This is a genomic window from Sphingopyxis sp. P8, assembly GCF_020622175.1.
Lineage (GTDB): Bacteria > Pseudomonadota > Alphaproteobacteria > Sphingomonadales > Sphingomonadaceae > Sphingopyxis > Sphingopyxis jiangsuensis.
The window spans coordinates 1,642,758-1,655,000 of the sequence record NZ_JACNMK010000001.1 but is presented as its reverse complement, the minus strand read 5'-3'; the positions used below and the strand labels follow the sequence as shown (position 1 = coordinate 1,655,000).

The following is a 12,243-nucleotide window of genomic DNA, read 5'->3' as shown; positions in this document are numbered from 1 at the left end:
CGACTTCCCCACTGTCTCCAGGAGATGCTCAGCGAAATTGAATTCTCCGTGAAGATGCGGAGTACCCGCGGTTAGACGGAAAGACCCCGTGCACCTTTACTGCAGCTTCAGAGTGGCATTAGGAAAGAACTGTGTAGCATAGGTGGGAGGCTTTGAAGCCAGGTCGCCAGATCTGGTGGAGCCATAGGTGAAATACCACCCTGTTGTTTTCTGATGTCTAACCTCGATCCATGAAACTGGATCAGGGACCCTCTGTGGCGGGTAGTTTGACTGGGGCGGTCGCCTCCTAAAGAGTAACGGAGGCGCGCGATGGTAGGCTCAGGACGGTTGGAAACCGTCTGCGAGAGTGCAATGGCATAAGCCTGCCTGACTGCGAGACTGACGAGTCGAGCAGAGACGAAAGTCGGTCATAGTGATCCGGTGGTCCCGAGTGGAAGGGCCATCGCTCAACGGATAAAAGGTACGCCGGGGATAACAGGCTGATGATTCCCAAGAGCTCATATCGACGGAATCGTTTGGCACCTCGATGTCGGCTCATCACATCCTGGGGCTGGAGCAGGTCCCAAGGGTTTGGCTGTTCGCCAATTAAAGTGGTACGTGAGCTGGGTTCAGAACGTCGTGAGACAGTTTGGTCCCTATCTGCCGTGGGCGTCGAAATTTGAGAGGAGTTGACCCTAGTACGAGAGGACCGGGTTGAACATACCTCTGGTGTACCTGTCGTGGCGCCAGCCGCGCAGCAGGGTAGCTATGTATGGACGGGATAACCGCTGAAAGCATCTAAGCGGGAAGCCTCCCTCAAGATAAGATTTCACAGAGCCGTGGAAGACCACCACGTTGATAGATCGGATGTAGAAGCGCGGTAACGCGTGGAGCTAACCGATACTAATTGCTCTATTCGCACTTAAGAGTCCCGCCATCAACGACAGGCCTGATGGGCTTGTCCGCGATAGTGGATGATTGATCAGACAGTATTGCACGGACATCGATTGAAACCCTTTTGACCTACGCCGGCTTCATTGCTTGGTGACCATGGCGTCAGTGACCCACCCGATCCCATCTCGAACTCGGCCGTGAAACCTGACAGCGCCGATGGTACTGTGGCTTAAGCCCCGGAAGAGTAGGACGTCGCCAGGCATTGCAGCCGGCGTAAGGTCGAAACGGAAAACCCATTCACAAAGTCAGGGCGGCGTTGGCCGCCCTTTGCTGTTTTCACGGCTCCCATCGGGGGCTCGTGTGACTGGTTGACGCGGGATGGAGCAGCCCGGTAGCTCGTCAGGCTCATAACCTGAAGGTCGTAGGTTCAAATCCTACTCCCGCAACCAACACCAACCCGCTGACCCATTGGGCAGCGGGTTTTTTCGTGTGCGTTGCTGCTCGGTTTCGCCTTTCAGAACTGATACGCCACGCCGCCGCCGGCGAGCCACTGGTTACGGCTGCCCGCGATGCTGACGATCGGCGAATCGCTGAACCGGCCGAGCATCCGGCCATATTGCGCCCCGCCGATCAGCACGAAACCTTTGCGCAAGTCGCCCGACAGCGCATAGGCGCCCGCCATGCCAAGGGTGTATTTGCCGACTGTCGCCTTCCGTCCGGCGCGGTCATAGACCGGCAAGCCACTCGCGGCACTGCCCGCCGGATCGATATCGTAATAATAGCCGCCGAAGCCCTTGCCATAGAGGTTGACCGACGCCGAAACGCCGACATAGGCGCGCTTTGACAGCGGCGTGCCATAGTCGATGGTAGGCGAGATCGCCCAGCTTCCGTGGCGTCCGGATATATCCTTGAGTGCGACGACGCGGAAACCCAGCTGGTCGTAGCCGCTGGTGACGAGGCCGGTATGCGTGACACCGGCCATTACGCCCGCTTCGATCGCCAGCTTCTTTTCACCCAGCGCTTCGACCTGCGGATCCTTGATGCGCCCGGTGCGGTCGCTGCGCAGGTTGATGATCGGGCCCAATTTGACGTCGGTTTTCTCGCCGCGCCGTTGACGGACGAGGTCAACCTGCAAGTTGGTGCCACGGGTTGAAAAGGCAAAGCCGCTGACACGGCCGCGCAGGTAGAAGCCGGGCAATATGTTGCGTTCGTCCGACCCGCTGTAGCTCGGGACGCTGACGATCCCTGCCGCGATCGAAAAATAGTCGCGCGCCCATTTGCGCTCGCCATTCTCGCTGTTCGGGGGGATGGGGGGGAGCAGAATCGCTTCGTCGATCGTTCCGCTTTCCTGCGCCAGCATAGTCGCTGACGCGCTACCGCTTGCCGCGGCATCATCGCGCAAGGCGCGTGTGTCATCGAGCAGGGGATTTGGGGCCAGGGGGGCCGGTTCGCCGGCCGACGCCGACGCCGAGAAGGCGCAAGCCGCAACCGCGACGAGGCGCATGGGATCGAAACGCAGATGGGAAAGCAGTACCGTGCGGCGCATGGGTTTCCTGTCGTAATCCCTCTGGGAAGGAGTTGTATGTCATTGGCGGCACGATGCAACGACTTCGGCTTGCGGTGCGGAACATTTCGCTGCATCGTGCTGCGATGCCGTTGCTTTCGCTCGTTGCCCCTCAATGCTGCTGCATGCCGGTTGGTTCCCCTTGATGACCCGGGCAGGGCGTTTTGCGGGCTACGCCATGATGGCGGTGGCAGGCCTGCTCGCGGTAGCGGCGCGGCGCGGGATGATCGGCGACCTTGGTCCCTTTCCCGTCGTGGCGGTCGCGCTGTTTGTCGGAATGATCGGCGTGATGCTCGTCTTCACCGACCTGATGGTGCGCGGTCTTTATGCACAGATCGACGCCGCCAAACGCCGTGACGCGGATGAAAACGCAACGCGCGAATGACCCCTTTTCGTTCGACAGTATCGGCGGCAACCTTTATGACCGCGGGATGACCGACGTTCCGCATACGCCGCTGCTCGACACGGTGGATGTCCCCGCCGACCTCCGCAAGCTCAAGCCCGAACAGCTCCGCCAGTTCGCCGACGAACTGCGTTCGGAGATGATTTCGGCCGTCGGGACGACGGGCGGCCATCTGGGATCGGGCCTTGGCGTTGTCGAACTGACCACCGCAATCCATTATGTGTTCGACACCCCGCGCGACAAGCTTGTTTGGGACGTCGGGCACCAATGCTATCCGCACAAGATCGTCACAGGACGCCGCGACCGCATCCGCACGCTGCGGCAGGGCGGCGGCCTGTCGGGCTTCACCAAGCGCAGCGAGAGCGAATATGACCCGTTCGGCGCGGCGCATTCGTCGACCTCGATCAGCGCGGCGCTGGGCTTTGCGATCGCCAACAAGCTGAAGAATGAACCCGGCCGCGCGATCGCGGTGATCGGCGACGGGTCGATGTCGGCGGGCATGGCCTATGAGGCGATGAACAATGCGAAACAGGCGGGCAACCGGCTGGTCGTCATCCTCAACGACAATGACATGTCGATCGCGCCGCCCGTGGGAGGGCTGTCGGCCTATCTCGCAAAGCTCGTCTCTTCGCGGCCCTTCCTCGAACTGCGCGAGATTGCGCGACGCTTCGCGCGCAAGCTTCCCGAGCCGCTCCACAAGGCGGCGCGCAAGACCGACGAATATGCACGCGGCATGGCGATGGGCGGCACCCTGTTCGAAGAGCTCGGTTTTTATTATGTCGGGCCGATCGACGGCCATAATCTCGACCATCTGATCCCCGTGCTCGAAAATGTGCGCGACAGCGACCACGGCCCGGTGCTGATCCATGCGGTGACCAAGAAGGGCAAGGGCTATGCCCCCGCCGAGGCGTCCGCCGACAAATATCACGGTGTCCAGAAATTCGACGTCATCACCGGCGAGCAGGCGAAGGCGCCGCCGGGGCCGCCCGCGTACCAGAATGTCTTTGGCGAGACGCTTGCCAAGCTTGCGGACAGTGATCCGCGCATCGTCGCGATCACCGCGGCGATGCCGTCGGGCACCGGCGTCGACAAGTTCGCAAAGGCGCATCCCGACCGCGCGTTCGACGTCGGGATCGCCGAGCAGCATGCGGTCACCTTTGCCGCGGGGCTCGCGGCGCAGGGGATGCGGCCCTTCGCCGCCATCTATTCGACCTTCCTCCAGCGCGCCTATGACCAGGTCGTCCACGATGTCGCCATCCAGAACCTGCCGGTGCGTTTCGCGATCGACCGCGCGGGGCTCGTCGGCGCCGACGGATCGACCCATGCGGGCAGCTTCGACGTCACCTATTTGGCGACGCTGCCGAACATGGTGGTCATGGCCGCCGCCGACGAGGCCGAACTCGTCCACATGACCTATACTGCGGCCGAATATGACGATGGCCCGATCGCGTTCCGCTATCCGCGCGGCAATGGCACCGGCGTGCCGCTGCCCGACGTTCCGCAGAAGCTCGAAATCGGCAAGGGGCGCGTCGTGCGGCAGGGCAAGGCCGTTGCGATCTTTTCACTGGGTACGCGCCTTGCCGAAGCGCTCAAAGCCGCCGACACGCTCGAAGCGCGCGGGCTTTCAACGAGCGTTATCGACCTGCGCTTTGCCAAGCCGCTCGACGACGAACTGATCCGCAAGACGCTCGCTGCGCATGAAGTGTGCGTGACGATCGAGGAAGGCAGCATCGGCGGGCTCGGCGCGCATGTGCTGACGCTCGCGAGCGACGAGGGGCTGATCGATGCCGGGCTGAAACTGCGCACGATGCGGCTGCCCGACATGTTCCAGGATCAGGATAAGCCCGAGCTGCAATATGAAGCCGCCGGGCTCAACGCCCCGGCAATCGTCGACACGGTGCTGAAAGCGCTGCGCCACAACAGCGCGGGCGTCGAGGAGGCGGGCGCGCGGGCGTAACGCCTGCTTAGCCCACCGGAACGATCGTCGCTTGCGCGATGGCGCAGAGCTTGGGTTCTACACCTTCATTCTCGGCCCAGACCTCGGCGCGGACGACGGCCTGGCGCTGGCCGGCGCGGACGACCTTGGCTGTCGCCAGCAGATGCGTACCCTTGGCGGGCGCGAGGAAGTTGATCGTGTAGCTGCCGGTCACGACATCGCCAACGACGCTGCTAGCGGCCCAGGCGCAGGCATTGTCGGCCATCGCGCCGACGACCGCGCCGTGCGCAAAGCCGTGATGTTGGGTGAGGTCGGGGCGCATCGCGAGCCGCAGTTCGGCCTCGCCATCGAAGACGCGCAGCGGCTCGACGCCGAGGAAGGCGGTGAAGCCCGACCCCTCGACCCCGACGCGCTTCATATAGGCGACGGCCTCGTCATTGTCGGCAAAGCGGGGACCGTGCATGGGGAGAATCCTTATTTAGTCTGATATGCAGACCAAATGCTGCTTGCCCCCGTGCCGCGTCAAGTCTTAAAAGAAGACTTATGAAGGAATATGTCGCCTCGCGGTCGCCTTGTCCGATCGGGCGCGCCTCGCGCCTGCTCGGCGACCGCTGGGTGCTGCTGATCCTGCGCGAGGCCTTTGTCGGGCGCGACCGGTTCGAGGATTTCGTCGAGCGGCTCGGCATTTCGCGCGCAGCGCTGACGTCGCGGCTCGGCTGGATGATCGAGGCGGGAGTGATCGAGCGCGTACCGCCCGAGGGCCGCCGCGCGCGCTATCGCCTCACTCCTGCGGGCGAGGCACTGCGGCCAACCTATGAGGCAATCAGGGCGTGGGGCGACGAATGGCTGCCGCGTGCCGGGGACGGAGGGGGCGGGGGGCAGAGCCTCACGTCATCGTCATCCCGGACTTGATCCGCGATCCATTTTTCCCGACGTTGCATAAATGGATCCCGGATCAAGTCCGGGATGACGAACCTTGGGAATAACAGCTCCCCACCCCAAAGCCGCCATCGGCCTTGGCGGCAGAGAGCCATAATCGCGATTGGAAAGGGCCGGTTGCCTTACGCGCCCGGTATTGCCGCGCTCGCGTCGCGGCCGTCGCCTTCGGGGGCGGCGATGATGTCGCGGACGGTCAGCCCCTTGTCGACGACCTGCGTGTCGGGGCTACCGATCTGGCTGCGGATGCCGGGATCGGCGCGGGTGCCGTCGGCGCTGCCGATGATCGCGGCTTCGGTCGCGCTGCGCGGTGCGGCGCCGCCGAAGAGCGCGCGCAGCGTCTGCTCGGCGGTCGATTCGCCGCCGGGACGCGCCGCGCCGGGTGCCGGCGGGGTGAGCGAGAAATCGGGCGGCACGACGAGCGGCGCCTGGCGCGACACGCGCATTTCGTCGGGACGGTCGCGGTTGAACAGGCTGTTCGACCCGCACGCCGACAGCGTGGTCGCGAAAATCGTGGCGGCTAGGAAGGCGGTGGTCCGGTTCACGTCAAAAATACTCCTATGCGCCCCGTTTATTCTTTGGCGGCCTGCTCGGCTGCCGGAGGGGCCTTTTCGCCCAAGAGCAGCGCGCGCGCAACCAGCAAAAGCACGCCGACGCTGATGCAGGCATCGGCGACGTTGAAGATCATGAAAGGGCGAAAATCGCCGAAATGCAGGTCGGCGAAATCGACGACATAGCCGAACCGCACCCGGTCGAGGATATTGCCGATCGCCCCGCCGAGGATCAGCGCGAGCGCGAGTACGTCGCCGCGCGCCTTTTCGCGCGCCATCCAGAAGGCGACTGCCCCCGCGACGAGCGCGGTCACCGCGACGAGCGTCCAGCGCGTCGTGTCGGTGCAACTGGCGAACATCGACAGCGAAATCCCGCAATTTTCCGCCCAGGTCAGGTTGAAGAAGCTGGTCAGCTCGATCATCCCATAGGGCTTGGTCTCGAGCGACAAGGGGACGATGACGACCCATTTGCTGGTCTGGTCGAGAATGAAGGCGAGCGCGGCGACGATCAGGCCAAAGCGCAGGTACGGCGAACGGGTGCTGCTCATCAGGCGTCCAATACCGTCTCGCAGCGATTGCACAAGGCGCCGTCGCTCTCGACCTCGGGCAGGTGGCGCCAGCAGCGTCCGCATTTGTGGTGGGTGGTTGGCTTGATTGAAATGCCCTCGTGGCCGGCCTCGAGATGTACGATTCCGGAAATGAAGACTTCGGCCAGATAGGCGCGGTCAAGATTGCGGAGAATAACTTCCAAGTCACTCATGGTGACTTCCGCTTCGAGGCTGGAACGCACGATCTTTTCGCGGCGGACAGGCTCAATCGCTTCGGTCACCTTGCCGCGCAACTCCCGAAGTTCCGCATTCCGAATGACGAGATCTTTGTCTCGTTCGAACGACGGGAGCGTCGGCCACTCCAGCAAATGCACGCTACCCGCATCGGGATAGCGCGTGCTCCAAACCTCTTCGGCGGTGAACACGAGCACCGGCGCCGCGTAGCGGATCAGCGCGTGGAACAGCGTGTCGAGTACGCTGCGATAGGCGGCGCGTTCGGGGGTCTGGTATCCGGTCGCGACATTGACGTCGCAATAGAGCCGGTCCTTGCGGATATCGAAGTAAAAGGCCGACAGATCCTCGTTGCAGAAATCGGCGAGCGCGCGCGTATAGGCGTTGAAGTCGAAATCATCGACCGCGCGCGCGAGCTTTGCGTCGAGGTCGGCGAGCAGCGAGAGCATATAGCGTTCGAGCTCGGGCATTGCAGCGACGTCGGTGACGCGTTCTTCTTCGGTAAAGCCGTCGAGCGCGCCCAGCAGGTAACGGAAGGTGTTGCGCAGCTTGCGATACTGGTCGGCGACGCCCTTCAGAATTTCGTCACCGATGCGGTGATCCTCGGTGAAATCGACCGACAGCGCCCACAGGCGGATGATGTCGGCGCCGTTGGTTTCCATCACCTTGATCGGGCTGATCGTGTTGCCAAGCGACTTCGACATTTTCATGCCCTTGGCATCCATGGTGAAGCCGTGGGTCAGCACCGCCTTGTACGGCGCGCGGCCGCGCGTGCCGCAGCTTTCGAGCAGCGAGGACTGGAACCAGCCGCGATGCTGGTCGCTGCCTTCGAGGTAGAGGTCGGCGCTGTGCGTCGATCCGTCGCGGCGGACGAGCGCGGGCCATTTGCCGCTTTCGAGCACAAAGGCGTGGGTGCAGCCCGAATCGAACCAGACGTCGAGGATGTCAGTGATGCGCTCGTAATCGGCGGCGTCGTAATCGGGGCCGAGATATTCCTGCGCGCGCGCTTCGCTCCATGCGTCGACGCCGCTTTCCTTCACCGCGGCGATGATGCGCGCGTTGACCGCGGGGTCGCAGAGATATTGTCCGGTCTTGCGGTGGACGAACAGGGTGATCGGCACGCCCCATGCGCGCTGGCGCGACAGCACCCAGTCGGGGCGCCCCTCGACCATCGACCCGATGCGGTTGCGGCCCTTGGACGGGACAAAGCGCGTGTCGGCGATTGCACGCATCGCGGTCTGGCGCAATGTTTCGCCGTCGCCCTGTGCGGCGCGGATTTGCGCTTCGTCGGCGCAGCGCGGGGTGTCGTGATCGACGATCTTGTCCATCGGCACGAACCATTGCGGGGTGCAGCGATAGATGACCTTCGCCTTGGAGCGCCAGCTGTGAGGGTAGCTGTGCTTGTAATCCGCCGATGCCGCGAGCAGCCCGCCCGCGTCGCGCAAGTCGGTGCAGATCGGGCCGTCAGGGGCGTTGAACTTGGGATTGATGACGCTGCCCAGCCCGCCGAGCCATGCCCAGTCGGCGCGATATTTGCCGTCACCCTCGACCGCGAAAACGGGATCGAGCCCGTTCGCCTTGCACAGGTCGAAATCATCCTCGCCATGGTCGGGCGACATATGGACGAGCCCGGTGCCGCTGTCAGTGGTGACGAAATCGCCCGCGAGGAAGGGGCGCGGTCGCGCGTAGAAGCCGCCGAGATGGTGCATCGGGTGGCGGGCGATGGCGCCAGCGAGGTCGGAGCCTTTGATTTCCGATTCCGGTCCGAAGTCAGGGTCCCAAAGCTTGCCAGCCATATCCAGACCAAATTCATTGAGCCCGATTTCTTGGACCTGCCTGGTTATCCGGGCAGCGAAAGCTCGCGCCAGATCTTTTGCGACGAGATACAGGCGCTTGCCGCCCGTCAGAATTCCCAGCTGCTCCAATCGAGCATAGAAGGCATCGAGCGTTTGCTCATCAGCAGCGGGCACATCGACGAAGGGTTCCAGCACGGCGTAAGTGATGTCGGGGCTGAAAGCGAGTGCTTGGTTGACCGGGATCGTCCAAGGTGTGGTCGTCCAAATTACCGCACTGACCGAAAGCCCCCGGCTCGCCAAATCCTTCAACAGAGCGGAATTGGGGCTCTCAACAATCTCGAACGCCACATCGATCTGCGTGCTCGTGATATCCTCATATTCGACCTCGGCCTCGGCGAGTGCGGTTTTTTCGACCGGCGACCACATCACCGGCTTCGCGCCGCGATAGAGCTGGCCGCTTTCGGCGAACTTCATCAGCTCGCGGACGATCGTCGCCTCGGCCTCATAATCCATCGTCAGGTACGGATGGTCCCAATCGCCGCCGATGCCGAGGCGTTTCAACTGCTCGCGCTGGACGTCGACCCAATGCTGCGCATAGGCGCGGCATTCGGCGCGGAATTCCTCGACCGGGACCTCGTCCTTGTTGAGCTTTTTCTTGCGATATTGCTCCTCGACCTTCCATTCGATCGGCAGGCCGTGGCAGTCCCAGCCGGGGACGTAGGGCGCGTCCTTGCCCTTCAGCGTCTGGGTGCGGACGACCATGTCCTTGAGGATATGGTTGAGCGCATGGCCGATGTGCATGTCGCCATTGGCATAGGGCGGGCCGTCGTGGAGGATGAACTGCTCGCGGCCCTGCCGCGCCGCGCGGATCTGTCCTTCGAGATTGGCTTCGAGCCACTTCGCCAGAATCGCCGGTTCCTTCTGCGGCAGGCCGGCTTTCATCGGAAAGTCGGTCTTGGGCAGGAAGACGGTGTCGCGATAGTCGCGGGCTTCGGTCGCAGGCGTGTCGGTCATGGTGCGCGGCGCTTAGCGCAAGTGGGGCGGAATAGTCACGTTTAAGTTGATCATGCGACCTTTGGAGGAAATTCGACGGGTGCCTGGGCCCCGCTTTCGCCGGGGTTCACCCTGTCCGGAAAGCGGATTGAGCGGGCATCTCGCAGGGATCTTACTTTTGCCGCGGCCGCAGCGCCGGGCCGACTTCGCGGATATTGTCGACCCAGATATAGCCGTTGAAGCTCGCGGGAACCTTGGCGAGCTGGCGGGGATCGGTCAGCCCCTCGTTCGACTTGCCGCTTTCATACGGACCAAAGACGATGACGCGTGCGCCGACGCTGTCCATGCGCGCGATCAGCCGGTCGGGCCAGCCCCAGAACGCCCATTGATAGTTGATCGGGATGGCGAGCACGCCGTTCCGGCAGCTTTCGGGAACGATGCCGGTCCAGCCATAGGTGATATAGTCCTTGCTGCACGCGCGCGCGGCGCGCTGGAGGTCGAAGGACCAGCTGCCGGGCATCAATTCGCGCATTCGCTTGACCGGTGCGGCGCCGCCGTAAAAGGCGTCGCCCAGTTTGACGCTGTCGCGGCCCGATGCTTTCAGGATCGCGAAAAGCTGGTCGGCTACGCCCGCATCCTTCGATTTGAAGTTGAAAAGGATCGGGTGGACCGGAAGCGCGGCGAGGCCTTCCTCGACCGTCGGCATCTTGCCGATACCCTTTCCGCGCAGCGGAAAGCTCTTGCCCCCGTCGGCGGTATAGCCATGGCCGATGTCGAGCCGCTTGAGCTGGGCAAGCGTCAGGTCGCGCGTGTTGCCATGACCGTCGGTGCGGCAATCGACCGTCCAGTCGTGGAACAGCACCATGCGCCCGTCCTTCGTCGGCGCGACGTCGACCTCGACCATGTTCGCGCCGAGCCCGACCGCCCAGCGCATCGAATCCGGGGTATTCTCGAAAACCTCATGATCGGGCGGCAGCGCCCACGCCGCCGTGCAGGTGTCGCGACCGATCGCGGCGCGCTTGTCATAGAGATGATAAACGCCGCGATGCGCGATCAGGCGGGCTTTTCCTTCGGGATCGGGCGCGAGGAAACTCGCGTTCGACAAGGTCAGCCACGCGACGAGCGCAGCGAACAACCAGAGCATGATCCTGGTGCTGCGTTTCATCGGCTTCTTGGGCGGGCCTTCGAGCCCCGCGGCCCAATCCTGTTCGTCCGTCATGCGCCCCTTTCGTCATTCCGGACATGTTCCGGAACCCACTTCTACGCCGCCGTATGACCCCGGGGATCAGTCCGGGGCGACGATGCCGCTATATGTCGGCGAGTAGCGCTTTTGCCGCGTCGCAATCCACTGCGATTTGTTCCATTAATGCAGCCATATCGTCGAACTTCGCTTCGCCGCGGATGAAGGCGTGGAAGGCAACGTCGATTTCCTGGCCATACAGATCGCCGTCGAAATCGAAGAAATGCGGTTCGAGCAATTCCTTGGGCGGGTCGAAGCTCGGACGGATGCCGATATTCGCCGCGCCCTTCAGGATGCGGCCTTCCGTACCCTCGCTCAGCAGGCGGCCGGTAACGGCATAGATGCCGTAGCGCGGGCGCAAATAGGTGCCGAGTTCGAGATTAGCGGTCGGAAAGCCGAGCAGGCGGCCGTTCTTGTCGCCATGCTGCACCGTGCCGCGGATCGTGAAGGGGCGCGTGAGCAGGCGTTCGGCGGTCGCGCAATCGCCCGCCTGCAAGGCTTCGCGGATGCGGCTCGACGAAATAACGGTATCGGCATCGTCGACCGGCGCGACCATTTCGGTGAAAAAGCCGAGGCGGCGGGCATGGTCGGCGAGCGTGACGACATTACCGCCGCGCCCCTTGCCGAAGACGAAGTCGGCGCCGGTGACGACGCCCGCCGCGCCGAACCGGTCGAGGAGCAGCGCGGTGATGAAATCCTCGGCGCTTGTTGCCGCGAGCGCGGCGTCAAAGGGCAGCACGAGCATCGCGTCGGCGCCCGCCGCTCCGAACAGCTCTTGCCGCTGGTCGAGCGTGGTCAGGCGAAAGGGCGCGACGTCGGGCTTGAAAAAGCGGACCGGATGCGGGTCGAAAGTCGCGACGATGCACGGTCGCCCCTCGTCGCGCGCATGGCGCACGGCGCGGCCCACGACCGCCTGATGGCCGCCGTGGAATCCGTCGAAATTGCCGAGCGCGATCACCCCGCCGCGCAGCGGCTCTTCGATGCGTTGGTGGCCGTCGAGGCGGATCATCTGCTACCGCTCCCATTCAGGAGAGGGGCAGAGAGACTTGCGAACTGGTTCGCTGGTCGCAGCGGGGTAGGCTGCGCGCAATGTGCAAGGCTGCTGGCCTCCACCCCACCCCCACCCCTGAAGGGGAGGGGCTTCATGGTGGTCGAGCCGATGTGTGGCATGG

At 63.4% G+C, this 12,243-nt stretch carries 10 protein-coding genes, 1 tRNA gene and 2 rRNA genes (1 of these 13 cut by a window edge); 6 read left to right on the top strand and 7 right to left on the bottom strand.

Features of this window, described 5'->3' with window-relative positions; all coding sequences use genetic code 11:
* The 3 genes from H7692_RS08205 to H7692_RS08195 all read left to right on the top strand — a co-directional run.
* A 23S ribosomal RNA gene (locus H7692_RS08205) occupies positions 1-905 on the top strand (it extends 1,886 nt beyond the left edge of the window).
* 114 nt (positions 906-1,019) lie between these two features.
* Positions 1,020-1,134 (top strand): 5S ribosomal RNA (gene rrf, locus H7692_RS08200).
* Positions 1,135-1,245: 111 nt separating this feature from the next.
* Positions 1,246-1,322, top strand: a tRNA-Met gene (locus H7692_RS08195).
* Positions 1,323-1,387: 65 nt separating this feature from the next.
* Here H7692_RS08195 and H7692_RS08190 read toward each other — a convergent pair.
* A complete protein-coding gene (locus tag H7692_RS08190; protein WP_222135404.1) occupies positions 1,388-2,275 on the bottom strand; it encodes a MipA/OmpV family protein in 888 nt (295 codons plus the stop codon).
* 340 nt (positions 2,276-2,615) lie between these two features.
* On the opposite strand from H7692_RS08190, the gene H7692_RS08185 reads away from it, so the two are divergent.
* Together H7692_RS08185 and dxs are read left to right on the top strand one after the other, a co-directional pair.
* A complete protein-coding gene (locus H7692_RS08185) occupies positions 2,616-2,822 on the top strand; it encodes a hypothetical protein (RefSeq protein WP_222135405.1) in 207 nt (68 codons plus the stop codon).
* A gap of 46 nt (positions 2,823-2,868) precedes the next feature.
* Positions 2,869-4,797 (top strand): 1-deoxy-D-xylulose-5-phosphate synthase, encoded by a 1,929-nt coding sequence (dxs, locus tag H7692_RS08180; RefSeq protein ID WP_222136339.1) that lies wholly within the window; start codon positions 2,869-2,871, stop codon positions 4,795-4,797.
* 7 nt (positions 4,798-4,804) lie between these two features.
* On the opposite strand, the gene H7692_RS08175 is transcribed toward dxs, so the two are convergent.
* Positions 4,805-5,239: a PaaI family thioesterase gene (locus H7692_RS08175; RefSeq protein WP_201928814.1), complete on the bottom strand. Its 435-nt coding sequence runs from the start codon at positions 5,237-5,239 to the stop codon at positions 4,805-4,807.
* A gap of 80 nt (positions 5,240-5,319) precedes the next feature.
* On the opposite strand from H7692_RS08175, the gene H7692_RS08170 reads away from it, so the two are divergent.
* Positions 5,320-5,688, top strand: a complete 369-nt coding sequence (locus H7692_RS08170; RefSeq protein ID WP_201928815.1) for a winged helix-turn-helix transcriptional regulator — start codon at positions 5,320-5,322, stop codon at positions 5,686-5,688.
* A gap of 149 nt (positions 5,689-5,837) precedes the next feature.
* Here the strand turns inward: H7692_RS08170 and H7692_RS08165 are convergent, their stop codons facing one another.
* The 5 genes from H7692_RS08165 to H7692_RS08145 form a co-directional block, all read right to left on the bottom strand.
* Positions 5,838-6,257, bottom strand: a complete 420-nt coding sequence (locus H7692_RS08165) for a DUF3035 domain-containing protein (protein WP_201928816.1) — start codon at positions 6,255-6,257, stop codon at positions 5,838-5,840.
* A gap of 26 nt (positions 6,258-6,283) precedes the next feature.
* Positions 6,284-6,811 (bottom strand): signal peptidase II, encoded by a 528-nt coding sequence (lspA, locus tag H7692_RS08160; protein WP_201928817.1) that lies wholly within the window; start codon positions 6,809-6,811, stop codon positions 6,284-6,286.
* Positions 6,811-9,852, bottom strand: a complete 3,042-nt coding sequence (gene ileS, locus H7692_RS08155) for an isoleucine--tRNA ligase (RefSeq protein WP_227340017.1) — start codon at positions 9,850-9,852, stop codon at positions 6,811-6,813. The genes lspA and ileS overlap by 1 nt, the downstream gene beginning before the upstream one ends.
* A 151-nt stretch (positions 9,853-10,003) precedes the next feature.
* Positions 10,004-11,050, bottom strand: a complete 1,047-nt coding sequence (locus H7692_RS08150) for a glycerophosphodiester phosphodiesterase family protein (protein WP_227340016.1) — start codon at positions 11,048-11,050, stop codon at positions 10,004-10,006.
* An 88-nt stretch (positions 11,051-11,138) separates the two neighbouring features.
* The gene (locus tag H7692_RS08145; protein WP_227340015.1) at positions 11,139-12,080 is read right to left on the bottom strand and encodes a bifunctional riboflavin kinase/FAD synthetase; all 942 of its coding nucleotides are present in this window, start codon (positions 12,078-12,080) and stop codon (positions 11,139-11,141) included.
* Positions 12,081-12,243: the final 163 nt, after the last annotated feature.